The following is a 20,588-nucleotide window of genomic DNA, read 5'->3' as shown; positions in this document are numbered from 1 at the left end:
ACAATACCTTACGCTCACCTGGCAGGGACTTTCGCCACCATACGCTCGCGTTTCGTGACGCACGTCGTGTTTGCCCGCCACGGGATAGAATCCGGCAAGCGGTTTTTTACCGTTCGTGCCGTGCCATCGAGGGTGTACCCCTTTCGAGGTACGTCGCGGCGATCAGCCCTTCTTCGACAAGGCGTCGAACTGTTGCTGCAGGTAGCTGCTCGTGCTGCCCAGCTTCGTCATCATGGTGTCCAGCGCCGTGTACTGCTTGGTGATGCGATCGACGAAGCTCTTCATCGACACCTCGAAATCCGCCGATTTCTTGACGATGTCCTTGGCGCGCGCATTGAGATTGGCCGCTCGCTGGCTGAGGATGCCGGTGGTCGATGTCCACCCGGCGATCATCTTGTCGAGCTTTACCGCGACGCCGTTCGTGCCGCTGAGCACGTCCTGGGTCTCCGCCGGCGATATCGCGAGAGCCTTGGTCAGCTTGGTCGCGTCGAACTTCAGTGTTCCGCTGAGCTGGAACGCGACGCCGAGGTCGCTCAACGATCGCGGGCCGCTGGCGGAGCCGGTCGACTGCGATCCGAGCAGGGCCGATACCTGGCTCTTGATCGACGTCACGGTGGCGTCGCCGATCAGCGCACCCACCTGCTGGTTCGTCTTATCGTATTTGGTCAGCGTCTGGTATTGCGAGATGAACTGGTTATAGGCGGTGACCAGCGAATTCAGCGCGGTGGCGACGGCGCTCGTATCGTCCTGGATGACGACGGTGCTGGTGCCCGCCTTGGTCAGGGTGAGCGTCACGCCATCGATAGCCGAGGCCACGGTATTGGTCGGGCTACTCGCCTTCGTGTTGTCGATCGTGAACTCGGCGTCCTGCGCGGTGACGGTGGCGCTGCCAGTGGCCGGATCGAAGGCCAGCTGCGTCAGCGCGGCATCGCCGCTGGCGGAGACCGTGAACGCGTTCCGCTTGCCGGTCGAGGTCGAGGTCAGCGTCAGGTGCGCACCGTCCGTACCGGTGACGATGCTGGCCGTGACACCGGGGTTGCCCGGCGCCTTGTTGATCAGATCGCGGATGTTCTCCAGCGTATTCGTCGGCGGCTTGATGTCGAGGTCAATCGACTTGTCGCCGATGGCGATCGTCAGTGTGCCCGTGCCCATGGGCTCCTTGCCGCCGGCAAAGGCGGCCGAGGTGGTCTTCTGCGCGGTGGCGAGTTTGTCGACAACGATCGTGTAGGTGTTGGAGCGGGCATCCGGCTCGGCGACGGCCGAGAGGACGCTGGCTTCGCTCACCGTCGTCTTGTGCGCCTTGAACACCGAGCCGTCGGCCAGGGACTTGATCGCATTCTGCAGATTGGTCAACGACGAGGTGAAATTGCCGACGGCGGAAATCTTCGTCTTGTTCGCCGAATCCAGGTTGCCCAGGGCCTTGTCCGTGGCCTTCCGCTTGTTGTCGGACAGGCCCTTGACGATGCCGGCGACGTCGATCGAGCTCGACCCGAGATTGATGGTGTTGGTTGCCACGCGCTTCTCTCCTTGAGAACGCCTGTCCAAGGCGTCGGGATCTTGACGGCGCCGACGCCGTCAAGCTGCTTTCCCTTATCGCAAGCAATTACGATGCCATCGTAATTTCCTGTCTTGCCGTCAGGCGGCGGTGCCGCCGACGGTCATGGCATCCACGCGCAGCGTCGGCTGTCCGACGCCGACCGGCACGCTCTGCCCGTCCTTGCCGCACACGCCCACGCCTTCGTCGAGCTTCAGGTCGTTGCCGATCATCGAGACACGGGTCAGGACTTCCGGGCCGGAACCGACCAGGGTCGCCCCCTTCACCGGGCGCGTCACCTTGCCATCCTCGATCAGGTAGGCCTCGCTCGCCGAGAAGACGAACTTGCCATTGGTGATGTCGACCTGGCCGCCGCCGAAGTTGACGGCATAGAGACCACGCTTGACCGAGCGAATGATTTCTTCGGGCTCGCGGTTGCCGGCGAGCATGTAGGTATTGGTCATGCGCGGCATTGGCAGCTGGGCGAACGACTCGCGGCGACCGTTGCCGGTCGACTTCACGCCCATCAGGCGTGCGTTGAGCTTGTCCTGCATGTAGCCCTTGAGAATGCCGTTCTCGATCAGCGTGGTGCACTCGGTCGGGGTGCCTTCGTCGTCGATACTGAGCGAGCCGCGACGACCCGGCAGCGTACCGTCGTCGACGACGGTGACACCCTCGGCGGCGACGCGCTGGCCGATCCGGCCGGCGAAGGCCGAACTGCCCTTGCGGTTGAAATCGCCTTCGAGACCATGGCCGATCGCTTCGTGCAGGAGCACGCCGGGCCAGCCGGGACCGAGCACGACCGTCATGCTGCCGGCCGGGGCATCGACGGCTTCGAGGTTGACCAGGGCCTGGCGTACGGCCTCGTCGGCGAAGCCGTGCGCGCGGCCGTTGGCGATCAGTTCGCGGTAGCCATAACGACCGCCGCCACCCGAATGCCCCTGTTCGCGACGGCCGTTCTGCTCGACCATCACCTGGATGTTCAGGCGAACGAGCGGGCGCACGTCGGCCGCCAGCGTGCCATCGGAAGCCGCGACGAGGATGGTGTCCAGTGTGGCGGCGAGACTGACGATGACCTGCTTGACGCGTGGGTCGCGCGAGCGCGCGTAGGCGTCCACTTCGCGCAACAGCGCGATCTTGTCCTCATTGGGCAGGCTTTCCACCGGATCGATCGCCGGATACAGGCCGCGACCGGTGGCGATGGCCAGCGGCTTGCCTTCACCTGCGCCGCCCTGGGCGATAGCACGCGCCGCGCGCGACGCCTCGAGCAGCTGCGGCAGGACGATCTCGTCCGAATAGGAAAACCCGGTCTTCTCGCCCGAGATGGCCCGGACACCGACGCCCTGCTCGATCGAATGCGAGCCGTCCTTCACGATGCCCTCCTCCAGTACCCAGGACTCGCTGCGCGAATGCTGGAAGTAGAGGTCGGCCGCGTCGATCGAGGGCCCCATGAGCTGGGAGAACACGCGATCCAGATCACTGGAAGCCAGGCCGCCCGGGGTGAGCAGGCGACGTTCGGCGAGGGAAATCAGGGAATCCATCAGGTCTGCCGGTAGGAAAACGGGGTAACCCCGGATCTGGGGTCGGATGGGAGCAGCTTAAACCCTTGGGCGGCACGCCCGCGATGCAAATTGCTACGATGCGTCCCACTCATGAGGAAGGACACCATGGCCAAGGGGAACAAGCGCAACTTTGCCCGCCGGGTCGCCGCGGCACCGGTCAGGCGGGCCGAGGCGGTCGTCGACGAGACTCGCGACCTGCTGCACAAGAGCGGTGAACTGTCCCCGGGCAAGGCCATGGTGAGTACGGCGATCGCGCTGTCGCTCGGCTTTCTCTGCCTTCTGGCGGTCATCGCCTTCCATTTTCCCCAATACCTGACCACGCCAGACCTGCGGCACAAATACTCCGTCGACCTCCTCCGCCAGATCCTCCTGGGCGGACTGCTCGTCGCCGGCGGCCTGGCGTTGGCGAATGTCATCCTGGGCCGCAAGCGCAACCTCAACATTGCCGCCTTTGTCATGGTGATCGCCGCCGTCGCCCTGGGAGGTTCCCGCGTACCGGTCGGCGCCTTCCCCGATCACACGCCGTATATCGGGCTGGACTGGTTCATCCTCGATCTTCTGGGTTCGACCGTCCTGTTCGTGGTGATCGAAAAATTGTTCCCGCTCTACCGTGGGCAAAGTGTCTTCCGCTTCGAGTGGCAGACCGACACGAAGCATTTCGCGGTGAATCACTTCATCGTGGGTCTCGCGCTGCTGATCGTGAACTTCTTGATCCACCATGCGTTCGGCTGGCTGGTGAGCAGCGACTTCCAGCGCACGATCGCCGGCATTCAGTTCGTACCGCAGCTTCTGCTGTGCGTCCTCGTCGCCGACATGGCGCAATACTGGACGCATCGCGCGTACCACGAGGTTCCCTTCCTCTGGCGCTTCCACGCCGTGCACCACAGCGTGAAAACCATGGACTGGCTGGCCGGCTCGCGCCAGCACATGCTGGAACTCATCTTCACCCGCGTATGCGTACTGGCCCCGCTCTACGTGCTCGGTTTCAGCGAGGCGGTGATGAATGCCTACATCATCGTCGTCGGCTTCCAGGCCGTGTTCAATCACGCCAACGTCCACCTTCCGTGGGGACCGTTGAAGTACCTGATCGTCACACCGGACTTCCACCATTGGCACCATGCGTCCGATGACGAAGCCATCGACAAGAACTACGCCGCGCATTGGGCCTTTCTGGATTACCTCTTCGGCACGGCCGTGAAATCGACGACCAAGAGGTTCCCCGAGAAATACGGTGTCGTCGGGGACTACATGCCGGATGGCTTCGTCCGGCAGCAGCTGTTCCCGTTTCGTCGGCAGAAGCCCTGATCGGCTCACGCCTCAGAGGGTGGGGGCGGTGGAGGGGTTGCCTTTATCGATCGGGGTGAAGACGGGTTTTTCCCAACTGCCGGTGACGTGGTAGCGCTTTCGGGCAGCCTGGTTGAGGCCGTGACCGAGGATCCCCTGCACGGCCAATCCGGCGGCGGCGCCGACGGGGCCGCCGGCGATGGCACCGACGATGGGCAGGCTGCTACCCAGGTGGGGCACGACCAGCACTTCCTGATCGTAGTCGTGCGCTTTCAGCCCGGCGCGACCGGTGATGGTGATCTCGGCGGCCGGGCCGCGGATCTTGAGGTTCTGCGTGCTCGCATCGCCATTGGCGAAGCGGAAGTCGCCGGTGATCGAGTCGAATCCAAAGCCCTTGCCGAGGACGTCGCCGAAGTCGAGTGCGAGACGGCGCGGTAGTTCGGTGACGGATACCAGACCGAACAGCCGGCCCACGCCGGGCTGTACTTCGAGAATGCGGCCGTTGGCGATATCCACCTTCAGCGTCCCATCCATGTTCGCCAGGGCGAGCGCGGACGGACCACCGGGCCAGACGGCGTCGAGTCTCGCCGACGTGCGCCCACCCTGGAAGATACCGACGAAGCCGAGTGCGTCGAGCATGCGCGCGACATCCTCCGAGGCGAAGTCCATGGCCAGGTGCGTGCGGCTACGCTTCTCGTCGCCGTTCCAGTCACCGCTGGCGGTGATCTGCACGTTCTTCGACTGCGCGCGGAGCTGGTCGATATGCATGCCTTCATCGGTCGGCCAGGTTTCAAGACGGGCCTCGCCGAGTTTGGCCTTGCCCAGGCGCATGTCGGTCACCTGCAGATGCAGGGGCGGCAGACTGGAAGGCGCGACCCCGGCTTCGTTGGTTTCCGGCGCCTTCTTCGCCGTCGTCGTTGCATTGCCGGCGACAGCGGCGGTCGCCGCGGTCGCCGGTGGATTCGCGGCGCCGGCTGTCGCCGCGGCCTTGTCTTCGCCCTTCGAGGTCGTCGACGCCACGGTCGCGGCGGCGCCCGCGGCGGCCTTACCCTTCTTCGCCGCGTCCGCGGCATCGTCCGCGGCAGGCCACCAGAGACGGTCCATGCGTGCGGTGATGCCACGACGACGCAATTCGTCGTTGGGCACGGTGAGTTGACCGGCCATCGCATCGCTGTCGACACGCAGCGACAGTTCCTGCGGCCCCGGCCGCGCGACGATATGCATGTTGGCGAAGTGCTGGCCGAACACTTCGCCGTCGTCGGTGACGAGGTCCAGTGCGCTCAGGCCGGGACCACTGCCGCCACTGGCGGACAGGCCGACCACGTATTGCACCCAGCCGGAGACATCGAGTTTCGACGCGTGTCCGCCGATGAGATAGCCCTGTGCCGGCATGGCACCGGGGGCGATCGCGCCCAGATTGAACGCGGCGGCGATCGGGACCTTATCGGTAGGCAGGCGCAGACGCCCGCGGACGACATCGCCCAGGGCCAGATCCAGGCGCGCACCGTCCACCGGCAGGCCAACGCGCAGGGACAAGGGCTGGGCAAGCACCGCGGGCTTCTTGACCGGCGTGGGAAGGAGAAGCTCCACGCCGCGAAGGTCCGAGTCCACCGTGAGCGCCTGCGCGGTCGCATCGCCCTGCCCTGTCTTCGACAGGACGTAACCGATGCGGAAATTACCGCGCCCCTTGGCGGTGTCGCCGAGCCACTTCAGGTTCTCGTAATCGGAGATCATCTCGCTCACGGCGAATGCGCCAGTGATCGATGCATCGATGACCTTGGCCGGATCGCCCGTCGCGGCGGCAATGGCGAGGTCGAGATTGGCCGGCTGCCCGTGGAAGGAAGTCTTCAGGTCGGTGGCCTTGAAGCCCTTCGCATCGAAGCTCATCGGCCCGGTGATCTTGTCCAGACGCAGCTTCCAATCGCTGGCGACGAGGTCGGCATCTTTCAATGTGGCCTTGCCGTCCAGCGTCACGTCGCGTGCGTTGGCCAGCGGCAGCAACATGTTGAAACCGAACTCACCCGTACCACCGAGCTTGAGCTTGTCGAGCGACTCGCGGCTGTTGCTGGCGATGGGACTGTTCTTGACGAAGTCGAGATAGCTGGCGCCGGTGCCCGCACCACTCACCCGCAGATCGAGGATGCCCTCGGCGAAATCGGGAATGGCCGCGGTTGCCGAACTGACAGCGTTGCCGAGCGAGTGACCTTCGGTCGCCTCGATGTACATGCTGTTGTCGATGAAGCTCGCCACGGCCGACAGACCCTCCGCCCGCGGCCAGCCGCTACCGTAATCCAGTACGGTGTCGTCGATGACGGCGCGACCTTCGAAACGCCCCTCCTGGTTGCGGAAGGGCCAGTCGCGAAGGTTGCCGCGGACCACGGCCGAACCGCTTTCGATATGGCCGGAGACAAGGCCGCGGTTGAGCCAGTTCTGCGCGCCGTCGGACATCGAATGGGGCCAGAACAGCTTGGCCGCAGGTACGTCGCCCGGTCCGAGCGCGACATACATATCCATGAAGGGGCCCGTGTCCGCGGCCGGAAGGACGAACTCGCCGCGCGCCTGGCCGCCGAAGCCCTCGCCCTGGAAGTCGAGCGGATCGGCACCGATATGCCAGTCGTCGCCATCCTTGTAGACAGCGATATCGCCGCCCAGCGCGGACATCGCGAACGGCTTGCGGAATACGCCCGTGAAATCGAGTGTCGTCGCCTGCCTCGGTAGGCTCAGCGCGAGCGCCTGGTCATCGCCGAACACCTCGCCATCGAGTTTCGACACGCCCGGCAGCTTGTCGATCGCATCGATACCCAGGCCGGCGAACGTCGCATGGACGAAGCGCAGGCCATCGTCGGAATTCCAATCGGCGCGCGCGTCATCGAGACGTCCGCGCGGGCGTCCATTCATGAGCCAGTGCGCCAACGCCGGCGAAACCTGCGGCGCCAATCCGGCCCACGGCAACAGGGGGCCGACCTCGATCTTGCGACCGACGACCGTCGCGCTCGTACGGTCGCCTTGCGTGTGGGTCACGACGGCGACATCGCCGCCATCCACGTCGGCCCAGTCGATGCGTTGGCCGTCGGCGGTGCGATGCATGTCGACGATACCGTGCAGGCCGGGGCTGCTGACCGTGCGTGCCGGACCCCGGACCGCGAGCCCGTCGAAATCGATGCGTGACGTCGCACGCACCACCTGCCCATCCCGCCAGTCGAGCCAGGACGCAAAACCGCCCTTGCCGCCGGCCAAGGCATAGCCATTGGCATCGAAGTCCGCCGCCAGCGCGGCGAGGTCCAGGTCGGCGCCCTTGACGTACACGCGACCGTTGGATCCATCGGCCGCGAAGCGACCCGCCGCGGTCAGCAAGCCACTGACATTTTCGCGGCGCAGGGTGCCACCCACGCGAACGGCTTGCCCCTGCAGGCTGATGCGAAGCTGGTCGGCGATCAGGCCGTAATTTCGATGCGTCGTATCGTCGGCGATGTCCAGACGCAGGTTGCTGAGCCAGAGATCGGCGGAAAGACTGCCGAACGACACCTTCTGCGTGCCACCGCCGGCACCGAAGCCGTCGATGCTCCAGTGACCGTCGGCCGCGCGATGCAGGCCCAGGCGCATGTCACGCAGGCGCAAGTTCAGCAGGTGGCGCGAGGGCAGCACGAAGGCGCCAAAATCCAGCTTCACCGCCGCCTGCGGCAGGCGTAGCGGGTCGCCGCCCTCGGTCGGCACGATGGTCACATCGCGCATGACGAACAGCGGACCGGACGGTCGCCAGAAACCTTCCAGCGAGCCGAAGCGCACCGGCTTGCCGAGCTTCGCGCTGAGCAGCGCGGCGACACGCTCGGGATAATGGGCCGCCAGCGGCAACAACAGCTGGCCCACGGCCATCGCCAGGGCGAGCGCCACCAGCACGCTCGCGACCAGACCCAGAAGGAAGAACCGCAGGCGTCGTGCGCGATGGCGCCAGCCGGGATTCACCGGCCCACGTTCCGGCCAGCGCCGGCGTCAGAGAAGCACGACATCGAACTGTTCCTGCGAGTAATGCTCTTCCGCCTGGAAGCGGATGCTCTTGGCGATGAACTCCTCGAGTTCGGCCACGGCCGCGGACTCTTCCTCGAGGATGCGACCGACGACCTTCGGGCTGGCCATGACGAGCAGCTTCTGCGCGTTGAACTGACGCACGGCACGGGTGATCTCACGAAAGATCTCGTAGATCACCGTTTCCGCCGTCTTCAGCGCACCACGGCCGCTACACGCCGGGCATGGCTCGCAAAGCTGGCGCTCGAGGCTCTCCGTGGTGCGCTTGCGGGTCATCTCGACCAGGCCCAGCGCCGACATCGGGTAGACCGTGGTCTTCGCATGGTCTTTCTGCAGGCCCTTTTCGAGCATGCGCAACACCTGCCGCTTGTGCTCGTCGTCCACCATGTCGATGAAGTCGATGATGATGATGCCGCCCAGGTTACGCAGCCGCAATTGACGGGCCGCCGCCTGCGCCGCTTCCAGGTTGGTGCGGTACACGGTTTCTTCGAGGTTGCGGCTGCCGAGATAGCCACCCGTGTTCACATCGACGGTCGTCATCGCTTCGGTCTGGTCAACGATGAGGTAACCGCCGGACTTCAGCGGAACCTCCTTGCGCAAGGCGCGCTGGATTTCGTCCTCCACGCCGTAGAGATCGAAGATCGGCCGCTCGCCCGCATAGTGTTCGATGCGGTCGGAAAGCACCGGCATGAACTTCTGCACGAATTTGACGGTTTTCTCGTAGGTTTCGCGTGAATCGACGCGTACCTTCTCGATCCCGTCGTTGAGCGAGTCGCGCAACGAACGTAACGGCAGCGAGAGTTCCTCGTAGACGCGCTCGCCCATCTTCGCTTTCTGGATGTTCTCCTGGACGACGCGCCAGACCTTGCTCAGGTAGGTCACGTCGAATGCGAGCGACTCCTCGGACTGGCCTTCCGCATTGGTGCGAACGATGTAGCCGAGCGGGTTCTCGCCGATGAGCGGGGTGATGATGTCCTTCAGGCGCTGACGCTCGGATTCCTCCTCGATGCGCACGGACACGCCCAGCGTGCGCGAGTGCGGCAGCAGGACGAGATAGCGCGACGGAATGGAGAGATGCGTGGACAGGCGCGCACCCTTGCTGCCGATCGGATCCTTGACCACCTGGACCACGATTTCCTGGCCTTCATGGACCAGTTCGCTGATCGGCGGCACGGGACCGTGGCTATTCGACTTGCCGTCGATCGGCGCATCGGTAGGCGGCAGGGGCGCACGGACGATGTCCGAGGCGTGCAGGAACGCGGCCCGCTCCAGACCGATCTCGACGAAAACCGCTTGCATGCCGGGCATGACGCGCTGCACCCGGCCCTTGTAGACGTTGCCGACGTAGCCGCGCTTCTGGGCGCGCTCGACGTGGACCTCCTGCAGCATGCCATTTTCGACAACGGCCACCCGCGTCTCACGCGGTGTGACATTGATCAGGATTTCCTCGCTCACACCAGCCCCTATCCTTAAGTCATCGCGCTTTATAGCCCGCGCGTCGACAACATGTCACTGACTCCTGATGAGCCGGGAAGTTTCGTGGAGCGGCAGGCCCATGACGCCCGAATAGCTGCCGGAAAGATGTTCGATGAAGGCCGCCGCGCGACCCTGGATGGCGTAGGCCCCGGCTTTGCCGAAGCATTCGCCGCTGGCTACATAGTCGTCGATCTGGGCCGCGTCGAGTGAAGCGAATCGCACGATGGACACGGAAAGCGCCGGCTGCTCGCCTTTCCCGTCGATCAGCCAGACCGCGGAGACCACGCGGTGTTCGCGCCCGGACAGCCGGCCGAGCATGGCCCTGGCATCGGCGGCGTCGCGGGGCTTGCCGAATACCTCGTCGCAAAGGACGACCTCGGTGTCCGCGCCGATCACCCGGGCACCGGCTTCGCCGGCGACCATGGCGTAGCCCGCGCGAGCCTTGTCCAGCGCTACCCGCGCCACGTAGGCGTCCGGCGACTCGCCAGCCGCCCGACGCTCTTCCACGTCGACATCCAGCACCCGCGGTGCTTCGCCGAGCTGGACAAGGAGTTCCCGCCGGCGTGGCGATTGCGAAGCCAGATAGAGCACGGCGTGTCCTTCAGGCGCGATGATAAGGGTGACCGGCCACCAGGGTGGTGGCGCGATAGAGCTGCTCGGCAAGCACGAGGCGCACGAGCATGTGAGGCAGGGTCAGCGGTCCCAGCGACCAGCGCTGGTCCGCGCGGGCCAGCACGTCGGGCGCATGCCCGTCGGGGCCGCCGATCAGAAAGGCGATATCGCGACCGCCCATCCGCCATTGTTCGAGCTGCTGGCCGAGATCTTCGCTGGACCATGTCTTGCCGCGCCCGTCGAGCGCGACCACGTGGATATCGCGAGGGAGCGCGGCAAGTATCGCCACGCCTTCGTCGAGCGTCGCGCGTGCGTCATCGCGACCCTTGCCGCGAATGCCGGGGCGGATCTCGATCAGCTCGAGCGGCAGCTCGTGCGAAAGACGCTTGCGGTATTCGGCGAAGCCTTCCGCCACCCAGGCCGGCATGCGTTCACCGACGGCAATGAGTCGAGCCCGCACAGCGGGCTCAGTCGTTGGCGGCTTCGAAGCCGTCGTCGCCCACGGTCCACAGGCGCTCGAGGCCGTAGAACTCGCGGATGCGCGGCATCATCACGTGGACGATGATGTCGCCCAGGTCGACCAGCACCCATTCGGCTTCGGTCTGGCCTTCGACGCCGAGCGGCATCACGCCCGCCTGTTTGGCGAACTTGATGACTTCGTCGGCAATCGACTTGACGTGACGGGCGGAGGTGCCCGACGCGATGAAAAGGATATCGGCGATGGAGGTCTTGCCACGAACGTCGATTTCGCGGACGTCCTTGGCCTTGAGGTCTTCGAGCGCGGCGACGACGCGCTGGCGCAGGAGCTCGTTGCTGACGGCGGACTTGCCCTTGGCCTTGCGGGATGCGGTCGAACTCAAGATGCGAAAACCTCGTGCGGCGGAATGCCGGCTTCGAGGGCAGTATAACCCCCGCCGCCTCGGGGCGCGTCAAATGCCTGGACAGGTATTCGAGCGGTGGACTGCGCCTTCAGCCAAGGCATCGCCGCTGAAGCGGCTCCCACAGGTCTGCCCCAGGCCTCTTGTCTGCCACAGGTTCCTTGTCTGCCACAGGTTCCTTCAACCAAGGCATCGCCGCTGAAGCGGCTCCCACAGGTCTTCCACAGGTTCCTTGTCTGCCACAGGCCCCTTGTCTGCCCTAGGTTCCCTCAGCCAAGGCATCGCCGCTGAAGCGGCTCCCACAGGTCTTCCACAGGTTCCTTGTCTGCCACAGGCCCCTTGTCTGCCCCAGGTTCCCTCAGCCAAGGCATCGCCGCTGAAGCGGCTCCCACAGGTCTGCCCCAGGCTTCTTGCCTGCCTCGGGCTTCTTGCCTGCCTCGGGCTTCTTGCCTGACTCGGGCTTCTTGTCTGGCGCGGGCTCCTTGTGGGAGCCGCTTCAGCGGCGATCAGCGTCCCAGGGCCCGATAAGGCGCCAGCAACGCCTCGTCCTCGAAACAGGCCGAAGGCAACAGGTAACGCGGCTCGTAGCCCGCCGCAAACGCCTCCCGAATCGCCGTGGCGGCGATGTCCAGCGGGGTGATGGCGATGTCCACCACCGTCCCCGCGGGGCCATGGACCCGCTCCGCACGACGGCCCGCGACAAAATCGGCCAGCTCGCCGAACGGCGCATGGCTCACGCCCGGGCGCGTCAGCACGCCTACATGGGCGAATTCGAACAGCTGCCGCCAAAGGTGCCAGGACGCCAATCCGGCAAAGGCATCCGCCCCGACCAGGAGCACCAGCGGGCGGTCGGGTCCGATATCCGCGCGCAGCGACGCCAGGGTGTCCACCGTGTAGGAGGGGCCGTCGCGATCGAGTTCCCGCGTGTCGATGGTCAGCCGGTCCTGGCCGGCCAGCGCGGCACGCAGAAGGGCCACGCGGCCGGCCGCGTCGGCCACCGGCGGCGGCCGGTGCGGCGGTGTCCGTGCGGGAACCATGCGAACCTCGGCGTCTAGAGCCTCGGCGGCCTCCCAGGCGGCACGCAGGTGGCCGTGGTGGATCGGATCGAAAGTGCCGCCGAGAATGGCGAGCGGGCGCGCCTCGCTCATCCGAACGCCACCGCGGCGCGGGGCTCGGCGATCGCGGCGATGAGCCGCTCGGCTTCGAGCCAGGGGTTACCCTGCTCGCGGCCCTTGGCCATGCGGTCGATCCGGGCGGCGCGGGCCAGGCAGGCCAGCCAATGCTCGCGGGGGGCTCGACGCAAGGCCTTCCGAAACAGTTGCTCGCGTGCCGGCCACAGGCGCTCCACCTTGGCCTGAGCGGCGAAATCGCGCGCGTTGGCCAGGCGCAGGGCAAGTTGCAGCTGGTTGACCAGCCACCCCATCAGCGCGATCAGTTCGTCGCCCTCCGAGCGCAGGCCGGCGAGGATACGCAGGGCACGGCCGCCCTCCCCGGCGAACGCGGCATCGGTGAGTTTGAAGGCATCGAACCGCGCGCTGTCGGCCACCAGGCCCTCCAGCGTCGAGGCGTCGAGCCGCTGATCGCCGGCGAGGACGACCAGCTTGTCGATTTCCTGGGCGGCGGCGAGGAGGTTGCCCTCGACACGCTCGGCCAGCATGGCCACCGCGTCCGGGCTAGCCTTTACGCCCCGCGAGGTGAGCCGGGCGCCGACCCATTGCGTCCACTCGTTCGGGCGTGGCGCATTGAACACCACCTGGATGCCACCGGCGTCGACGTTCTTCGTCCACACCGCTTCGTGCTTGGTGCTCCACTCGGTGGCGGTGATCAGCAATGTCGTGTCCGGCGGCGGATTGGCGACGAAGTCGCTGATCGCCGCACTGCCGTCCTTGCCGGCACGCCCGCCGGCCAGGCGCAGGTCGAGCAGGCGCTGGGTGGCGAACAGGGAGAGACCGGCCGACGAGCGGGCGAGGTCGTCCCAGTCGAATCGGCTGTCCGCCTCGAGGACTTCGCGCTCGCTGTAACCCAGGCGACGCGCCATGGCGCGCACGGCATCGGCCGCTTCCAGGACGAGCAATTCCTCACCGGCAAGCAGGTACACCGGCGCCATCCGGTCGCCGGCGAGGTGCTTCTGCCATTGACCGGGGCTCATCGGCACTGTCGGGTTGCCTCAGCTGCCACTGGTCGGCTGTGCGGCCGCGGCGGGATGCGCGCCGGCAGCCTGCAGACGGAACAGGATCGACTGGACCATGTCGCCGATCAGGCTGCGCTGCAATTCTTCGGTCTGGCTGGCGGTACCGATGGTATTGGTGGCGTCGTAGCTGAACTCGCGGGACATATCGACGGACTGCGAGGGGACGATCACCGTACCGTCGCCGGCCTTGGCGTTGAAGTCCACGTGATAGCGCACGGCATATTCCGTGACGCGCGCCGTGCCGCTCACCGTGAGCGAATCGGTACGGAAGGTGTTCGAGGTGACCGTCAGGTCGGCGGCGTCGAGCGCGGCGTGATCGACGATCTCCACGCCCGAATTCGACAAGGCACGGGTCAGCTGACGCTCAAGGCCGCCTCCGCTGGCTACCGTGAGGTGGACCTTCTTCATGCCGGGCGGAAGAGCCGCCGTCTGTCGCAGATGGAAGCCGCAGCCGGTGACCAGCACGACGGCGGCCAGGACCAGGGCGGTACGCAGCGAACGGGAGAGGTTCGGGCTCATGGTTATCCTGCGACGATGTTGACGATCTTGCCGGGCACGACGATCACTTTGCGCACGGTCTGGCCTTCGAGCATGCGTGCCACGGCGGGCTCCGCACGCGCCATGGCTTCGGCTTCATCCTTCGAGGCCGAGGCAGGCACCTCGATGGTAGCGCGAAGTTTGCCGTTGACCTGCACGGCGTAGGTCAGCGAGTCGCGAACCAGGGCCGCCGGATCCACCACCGGCCAACCGGCGTCCTCGACCAGGGTCTCGCCGTGGCCGAGCACCTGCCACAGCGCATGCGCGATGTGCGGGGTGAACGGGTTGATCAGCTGGACCACCGCGGTGAAGGCTTCCTGGCGCAGCGCGGCGCCCTGGGCACTGGCGTCGTCGAACTTCGCCAGGGCGTTCAACAGCTCCATCAAGGCGGCGATCGCGGTGTTGAACGACTGCCGGCGACCGATGTCGTCGGTGACCTTCTGGATGGTCTCGTGCAGCTGCCGGCGCAGGGCCTTGCGGGACGCGTCGGCGGCGGCATTCTGGTCCGCTGCCGGGGAAGCGGCTTCCGCATGCGCCGAGACGTCGCGCCAGAGGCGACGCAGGAAGCGCGCCATGCCTTCGACGCCCGCCTCGTTCCACTCCAGGGACTGGTCGGGCGGCGCGGCGAACATGGAGAACAGGCGCACGGTATCGGCGCCGTACTTGTCGACCATGGACTGCGGATCGACACCGTTGTTCTTGGACTTGGCCATCTTCTCGATGCCACCGATTTCCACCGGCTTGCCATCGCTGCGCAGCACGGCACCGACGATGCGCGCGCGCTCGTCGCGCTGCACGTCCACATCCGCGGGGTTGAACCAGGTGAGCGAGCCGTTGGCTTCCTTACGGAAATAGGTCTCGGCAATCACCATGCCCTGGCAAAGCAGATTGGTGGCCGGCTCGTCGCTGGCGACCAGGCCTTCGTCACGCATCAGCTTGTGATAGAAGCGGAAGTAAAGCAGATGCAGGATCGCGTGCTCGATACCGCCGATGTATTGGTCGACAGGTGTCCAGTAGTTGGCGCGCTCGTCCACCTGCGCATCGGCGCCGGGGCTCGTATAGCGCGCGTAATACCAACTCGACTCCATGAAGGTGTCGAAGGTGTCGGTTTCGCGCTCGGCGGGGCCGCCACAGGACGGGCACGTGGTCTTGCGCCACTCGGGGTCGGCCTTGATCGGCGACTGCACGCCGGAGAATGCGACGTCCTCGGGCAACACCACGGGCAGCTGGTCTTCCGGCACCGGCACGGCGTCGCACTTCGGGCAGTAGATCACCGGAATCGGGCAGCCCCAGTAGCGCTGGCGGCTCACGCCCCAGTCGCGGATGCGCCAGTTGACCCGGCGCTCGCCACGGCCCGCGGCGATCAGTGCCAGCGAAATGGCGTCGAACGCCGCCTTGAATTCCAGGCCATCGAACTCACCCGAATTGATCAGCGTGCCGTACTCGGTATACGCGCCGGCGGTCTGGATGTTCGATTCGAAGGTCTTGATCGTCTCGACGGCCGAGGACGACTGGTAAGCATCGGACGAGCCGCCCTCCAGCGCGTTCTGCACCGCGTCGCCGCCCTCGGTCGCGAGATCGCGACGGAGCTCGGCGACGGCGTCGACCACACCGCGGTCGACGACGACCATCTTGATCGGCAACGAATATTTCTGGGCGAATTCCCAGTCGCGCTGGTCGTGACCCGGGACGGCCATGACGGCGCCCGTGCCGTATCCCATCAGCACGAAATTGGCGACCCATACCGGCACCTTCTCGCCGGTGAGCGGATGCGTGGCATCGACACCCGTGTAGTAGCCGCGCTTCTCCTGCGTCTCGAGCTCGGCTTCGGAAACACCGCCGGTCTTGCAGCTCTCGATGAACTCGGCCAGACCCGCGTTACCCTGGGCCGCGCGCGTGGCGATGGGATGCTCGGCCGCCACGGCGACGTACGACACACCCATGAGGGTGTCCGGGCGCGTGGTGAAAACGGTCAACGGCTCGGCTTCGCCGTCCACGTCGAACTGGATTTCCAGACCCTCGGAGCGCCCCAGCCAGTTGCGCTGCATGGTCTTGACCGCGTCGGGCCAGCCCGGCAGGGTGTCCAGGCCGTCGAGAAGTTCCTGCGCGTACGCGGTGATCTTGAGAAACCACTGCGGGATCTCGCGCTTCTCCACCTCGGCGCCCGAACGCCAGCCCTTGCCGTCGATGACCTGCTCGTTGGCGAGCACGGTCTGGTCGACCGGATCCCAGTTGACGACGCTGTTCTTGCGGTACACCAGGCCTTTCTTCATCAGCCGGGTGAACATCTGCTGTTCCCACCGGTAGTACTCGGGACGGCAGGTGGTGACTTCGCGCGTCCAGTCATAGGCGAAGCCCATGCGCTTGAGCTGCTCGCGCATGTGGTCGATGTTCTTGTACGTCCACTTGGCCGGCGCCGTGTTGTTCTTGATCGCGGCGTTCTCGGCGGGCAGGCCGAAGGCGTCCCAGCCCATCGGCTGCAACACGTTCTTGCCCTGCTGCCGCTGGAAACGACTGATCACGTCGCCAATGGTGTAATTGCGGACATGGCCCATGTGCAGGGCGCCCGAGGGGTACGGCAGCATCGAGAGGCAGTAGTACTTCGGCTTGCTCGCGTCCTCGGTCACTTCAAACGCGCGGGTGGCGTTCCAGAAGTGCTGCGCGGCGGTCTCGACGGCGTCGGGGGCGTAACCGCCCTGTTCGCGCGTGCCCGGGTCTTGGGTGTCCTGCATGGTGTTGGGTACCGGTGGGAAGCTCACAATCGCGGGAGACTATCCCACGGAGGGTGGTTCAGGCAAAGCGGAACCTGGCCTTTGGAGGGCTTTGCCTGAGAGCCGATTCGTCGGCGATGAGCCTTCCAGCGTCACGGCTCCGTTGGCTTTTCACCGCTGAAGCGGCTCCTGCATGGCTTTATTGGCAGGTCGACCGGCCGGCGGCTACCGCGCGGACCGCGGCGGCCACCTGGTCGGCCACCTGACCGATCGCCCGCTGGTGGGCCTCGACGAGGCTGTCGTACGACGAACCCGCCGGCTCGCTGGCCCGCGAGGCACAGGCCGCGCCGGCCGTGTCGCCCGAACGGACCGACCAGCTGGCCTCCAGCGTCGCGTTGCCACCGACCTCGGAGTCGAAGCGGCGGACATCGAGCTGCACGCGGACGACCTTGTCGCCTTTCGCGTGCGGCAGTCCGTGCACGTCGTGCGTGCCCAGCCGGGCCGAAAGGTCGGCTACGAGTGCCCCGCGGATCTCGTCACCGAGCGGCGAGGCCCAGCGCTCGCCATCCAGCACGGAGACGCCGGTGGCGCCGTGGCGCATCACCAGGGAGGGCTGGTCCACCTGCGGCGGCACGCCCACTGCCTGGACATCGATCACGAAGGGCGCCGCGGCGGCGGCGATCGGGGTCGATGCCGGCACCAGCGTGTGGAAGTGCGTGGGCGCCGACGAGCAGGCGCCGAGAGCGGCAATCAGGCCGGCGACGCCGACGAGGCGAAGTGTCTGGATCATGGCTGTACATCCTTGCCTTGCTTCGGGGTCGACGGCGTCGAGACCGGCGGTGCCGCATCGGCGCCCCGGCCGCGCAACAGCGCCTCGGGGTGACGACCGAGGTAATCGGTGAAAGCGCGAACCGAGCGCACCGTGCGCTGCAATTCCTCGAGGGTCCTGCCAATGTTCTGCTGGAGCGGGGAATCTTCCGACAAGGCAGTGTTGGCCGTGCCGACCGTCGCGTTCACGCCCTGCAGGGTGCGTTTGGCTTCCGGCAGCAGTTCGGTATTGACCTGCTTCAGCGTGCCATTGAGTTCGTGCAGGCTGCCGTCGAGGTTCTTGCCGATCGAATCGAACGGGATCTTTTCGATCTTGTCGACGATGCTGGCGATCTGCTCCTGGAGATGATCGAAGTCGCCCGGCGTGGTCGGGATTTCGAAGGGACGGGCGTTCGGATTGAACTGGACCTTCTTCGCCTTCGGATCGAAGTCGAGCGCGATATAGAGCTGCCCGGTAAGCAGGTTTCCGTTGCGCGCCTGCGCACGCAGGCCGTGGGCCACGAGGCCGCTCATGATCTTCGGCATTTCCGAGTCGTCGACGCCGCCGGAGAGTTTCGCCAGCTTGGCGTGGGCCTCGCCCAGGCGGTCGGGATAGACCACGGCACCGACGATGACCGGGAAGGTCTGCGTGGTCGCGTCGTAGTCCAGGTTGACCGATACCACCCGACCGAACTTCACGCCGAGGAACTCCACCGGCGCGTCCACCGCGAGCCCGCGCAGCGAGTGCTCGAAGCGCATGCGGATATAGCGCGGCTTGCCGTCCGGCGGCGCCACGGCCGTGGCCTGGTCGCTGAACAGGCTGAACTCCTTCATTTCCGGCGCCGCCGTTTCATCGTGCGGCCCCGGCGGATCCTGGAAGGCTACGCCGCCGGCGATCACCGTGGCGAGCGACTGCGTATTGAGCTTGAGGCCATCGGCACCGAGCGATACATCGACGCCGCTGGCATTCCAGAAGCGCGCGTCCTGATGGACGAAGCGATCGTTCGGGCCATCGATGAACAGCTGTAGCGAAACGCCCTTGCCGTCCTTGTCGAGCTCATACGACACGATGCGACCGACCTGGATGCGCCGGTAGTACACCGGCGAGCCGATATCGAGCGAGCCCAGGTCGCTGGCGTGTAGCACGAAGCGACGGCCGGGCGCGCCATGGGTCACCGCGGGAGGCGTCTCCAAGCCGGTGAAGTCGGTCTGTTCCTCGTCCGAATCGCCGGCGTCGGCACCGATGAACGCACCGGACAACAGCGTATCGATACCGGATACGCCGCTTGCCCCGATACGCGGCCGGACCACCCAGTAACGCGTGTTCTTGGTCGCGAAAGCAGCCGCATCCTTTTCCAGGTCGATCACCACGGAAATGTGCGTGCGGTCCTTCGACAGGCGCATGGTGGTGACCTTGCCGATCACCACGTTCTTGTACTTGACCTGGGTCTTGTTGGCCTCGATGCCTTCGGCGGTGAGGAAGGTCACGGTGATTTTCGGGCCGGCCGAGGTGAAATGCGTCACCAGCAGCGAGATACCGACCAGGGCGGCAATGATCGGCACCAGCCAGATCAGCGAGAAGCCGAGCTTGGACTTGCGCACTTCCGGTTGGGGGAGCTCGTCGTCCGGCGCCGGCGTGGTTCCTTGGTTGGTGTCGCTCATTGCGATTTCCTGTTGTCCCAGATCAGACGGGGATCGAAGCTCATGGCCGAAAGCATCGTCAGTACGACGACTACGCCGAAATAGACCACGCCGGGCAAGGGCTCGACGCGGCTGAGAATTTGAAAGTGCACGAGGGCGGAAAGAATCGCCACGACGAACACGTCGAGCATGGACCAGTAGCCGATGAGCTCGACAAAGCGGTAGAGCCTCGCGCGCTGTTTCGTCACCAGGCCGCTCGATCGCTGGACCGACACCAGCAGGATGCCCATGATGATGAACTTGAGCATGGGCACCACGATGCTCGCCGTGAAGACGATGACCGCCAGACCCGGCGAACCGGCGCGCCAGAGCTCGAAGATGCCACTGAGGATGGTGTTGTCGTCTTTCGAGGAAAGGCTCTGCGTGCGCATGATCGGGAACACGTTGGCCGGGATGTAGAACATCGCCGCAGCCAGCAGAAGCGCCCAGGACCGCGAGATGCTGCCCTGCTTGCGCACGTGCAAGGCACTGTGGCAACGCGGGCAATGCGCGCGCGGATCGTCGCTATAGGCGGTAACCAGACGGCACACATGGCAGGACATCATGCCCAGCTCCCGGGCCCGTGGAGGCGTGGTCATGCTTTCGCCGTCCCCGTGATATCCCACAGGTGCCGGGCGTCGTGGCTCGAGAAAACCGTGATCAGCACGGTCAGGAAGCCATAGGCCCAGATACCGGCACCCGGGACGACATCGAAATACGTATGCGCCTTGACCACCGCCACCAGCGTACCGAGCATGAAGACCTCGATCATGCTCCAGGGCTTGACCCGCACCAGCGCCGTCATGGCCTGGGCGAACCCTGGCGCCCGCCGACCGTCGCGGGCGAACCAGAGCACCCAGCAGAAAATCAACAGCTGGCTGAGCGGGAAGAAGAACAAGGTCATTGCCGTCAGCGCGGCGACCAGCTGGGCGCCGTCCTTCCACATGGCGATCACCGCGCCCCACAGGGTGGTATCCGCCGCCATGCCGGACAGCTTCAGGGTCACGATGGGCGAGACATTGGCGATGACGAAGACGATCAGGGCGGCGACGATCAGGGCGAACTGCCCGTCCACACCGATCCACTGATGGCGCTCCAGCACGGCGCCGCAGACCGTACAGTCGGCCACCTGCCCACGCGATAGCTTCCGCCTCTGGTAAACGGAGTCGCAGTGCTCGCAAATGATCAGGTTCTGGGCGTGGTGCATGCCGTCCCGGCGGTTCGAGGCCACGATGGCCCGCCCGCCTATGATCGCAAATCCGCGTAAACGGCGCATGACGGGCGACGTAGGAT

16 protein-coding genes are annotated in these 20,588 nt (G+C 65.7%); 1 reads left to right on the top strand and 15 read right to left on the bottom strand.

The window, feature by feature from the left end:
* Positions 1–162: 162 nt before the first annotated feature.
* Positions 163–1,515, bottom strand: coding sequence for a flagellar filament capping protein FliD (fliD, locus tag VM621_RS02065; RefSeq protein WP_325467329.1), 1,353 nt, complete (start codon positions 1,513–1,515; stop codon positions 163–165).
* 120 nt (positions 1,516–1,635) lie between these two features.
* Positions 1,636–3,075 carry a metalloprotease TldD gene (gene tldD / locus VM621_RS02060; protein ID WP_414674475.1) on the bottom strand — a complete coding sequence of 480 codons (1,440 nt, stop codon included), beginning with the start codon at positions 3,073–3,075 and terminating at the stop codon, positions 1,636–1,638.
* Positions 3,076–3,201: 126 nt separating this feature from the next.
* Here tldD and VM621_RS02055 point away from each other — a divergent pair, with 126 nt between their 5' ends.
* Positions 3,202–4,401 (top strand): sterol desaturase family protein, encoded by a 1,200-nt coding sequence (locus VM621_RS02055; protein WP_325467328.1) that lies wholly within the window; start codon positions 3,202–3,204, stop codon positions 4,399–4,401.
* A 12-nt stretch (positions 4,402–4,413) separates the two neighbouring features.
* On the opposite strand, the gene VM621_RS02050 is transcribed toward VM621_RS02055, so the two are convergent.
* From VM621_RS02050 to VM621_RS01990, 13 genes are all read right to left on the bottom strand, one after another.
* On the bottom strand, positions 4,414–8,343 hold the full coding sequence (locus VM621_RS02050; RefSeq protein ID WP_325467327.1) for a YhdP family protein: 3,930 nt from the start codon (positions 8,341–8,343) through the stop codon (positions 4,414–4,416).
* Between the two features lie 27 nt (positions 8,344–8,370).
* Positions 8,371–9,858, bottom strand: coding sequence for a ribonuclease G (gene rng / locus VM621_RS02045; RefSeq protein ID WP_325467326.1), 1,488 nt, complete (start codon positions 9,856–9,858; stop codon positions 8,371–8,373).
* 54 nt (positions 9,859–9,912) lie between these two features.
* Positions 9,913–10,470 carry a Maf family protein gene (locus tag VM621_RS02040; RefSeq protein ID WP_325467325.1) on the bottom strand — a complete coding sequence of 186 codons (558 nt, stop codon included), beginning with the start codon at positions 10,468–10,470 and terminating at the stop codon, positions 9,913–9,915.
* 10 nt (positions 10,471–10,480) lie between these two features.
* The gene (gene rlmH / locus VM621_RS02035; RefSeq protein WP_325467324.1) at positions 10,481–10,951 is read right to left on the bottom strand and encodes a 23S rRNA (pseudouridine(1915)-N(3))-methyltransferase RlmH; all 471 of its coding nucleotides are present in this window, start codon (positions 10,949–10,951) and stop codon (positions 10,481–10,483) included.
* 7 nt (positions 10,952–10,958) lie between these two features.
* On the bottom strand, positions 10,959–11,351 hold the full coding sequence (gene rsfS / locus VM621_RS02030) for a ribosome silencing factor (protein ID WP_063573123.1): 393 nt from the start codon (positions 11,349–11,351) through the stop codon (positions 10,959–10,961).
* 524 nt (positions 11,352–11,875) lie between these two features.
* Entirely contained in the window at positions 11,876–12,517 is a 642-nt protein-coding gene (nadD, locus tag VM621_RS02025) for a nicotinate-nucleotide adenylyltransferase (protein ID WP_325467323.1), read from the bottom strand.
* Complete coding sequence (gene holA / locus VM621_RS02020) at positions 12,514–13,524, bottom strand: DNA polymerase III subunit delta (protein WP_325467322.1); 1,011 nt, start codon at positions 13,522–13,524, stop codon at positions 12,514–12,516. The genes nadD and holA overlap by 4 nt, the downstream gene beginning before the upstream one ends.
* A 12-nt stretch (positions 13,525–13,536) precedes the next feature.
* Positions 13,537–14,079: an LPS assembly lipoprotein LptE gene (gene lptE / locus VM621_RS02015; RefSeq protein ID WP_325467321.1), complete on the bottom strand. Its 543-nt coding sequence runs from the start codon at positions 14,077–14,079 to the stop codon at positions 13,537–13,539.
* A 2-nt stretch (positions 14,080–14,081) separates the two neighbouring features.
* Positions 14,082–16,829 carry a leucine--tRNA ligase gene (gene leuS, locus VM621_RS02010; protein WP_325467320.1) on the bottom strand — a complete coding sequence of 916 codons (2,748 nt, stop codon included), beginning with the start codon at positions 16,827–16,829 and terminating at the stop codon, positions 14,082–14,084.
* Positions 16,830–17,007: 178 nt separating this feature from the next.
* Positions 17,008–17,598 carry a PqiC family protein gene (locus VM621_RS02005; protein ID WP_325467319.1) on the bottom strand — a complete coding sequence of 197 codons (591 nt, stop codon included), beginning with the start codon at positions 17,596–17,598 and terminating at the stop codon, positions 17,008–17,010.
* Positions 17,595–19,277 carry an intermembrane transport protein PqiB gene (locus VM621_RS02000; RefSeq protein ID WP_325467318.1) on the bottom strand — a complete coding sequence of 561 codons (1,683 nt, stop codon included), beginning with the start codon at positions 19,275–19,277 and terminating at the stop codon, positions 17,595–17,597. Before VM621_RS02000 ends, VM621_RS02005 begins: the two co-directional genes overlap by 4 nt.
* Positions 19,274–19,894, bottom strand: coding sequence for a paraquat-inducible protein A (locus tag VM621_RS01995; RefSeq protein WP_325467317.1), 621 nt, complete (start codon positions 19,892–19,894; stop codon positions 19,274–19,276). The genes VM621_RS02000 and VM621_RS01995 overlap by 4 nt, the downstream gene beginning before the upstream one ends.
* A complete protein-coding gene (locus VM621_RS01990; RefSeq protein ID WP_325467316.1) occupies positions 19,891–20,502 on the bottom strand; it encodes a paraquat-inducible protein A in 612 nt (203 codons plus the stop codon). The genes VM621_RS01995 and VM621_RS01990 overlap by 4 nt, the downstream gene beginning before the upstream one ends.
* Positions 20,503–20,588: the final 86 nt, after the last annotated feature.

Source organism: Luteibacter sp. (genome assembly GCF_035539195.1).
GTDB lineage: Bacteria > Pseudomonadota > Gammaproteobacteria > Xanthomonadales > Rhodanobacteraceae > Luteibacter.
Note: the sequence above shows the minus strand (reverse complement) of the source record. Positions and strands in the feature narration are given on the sequence as shown.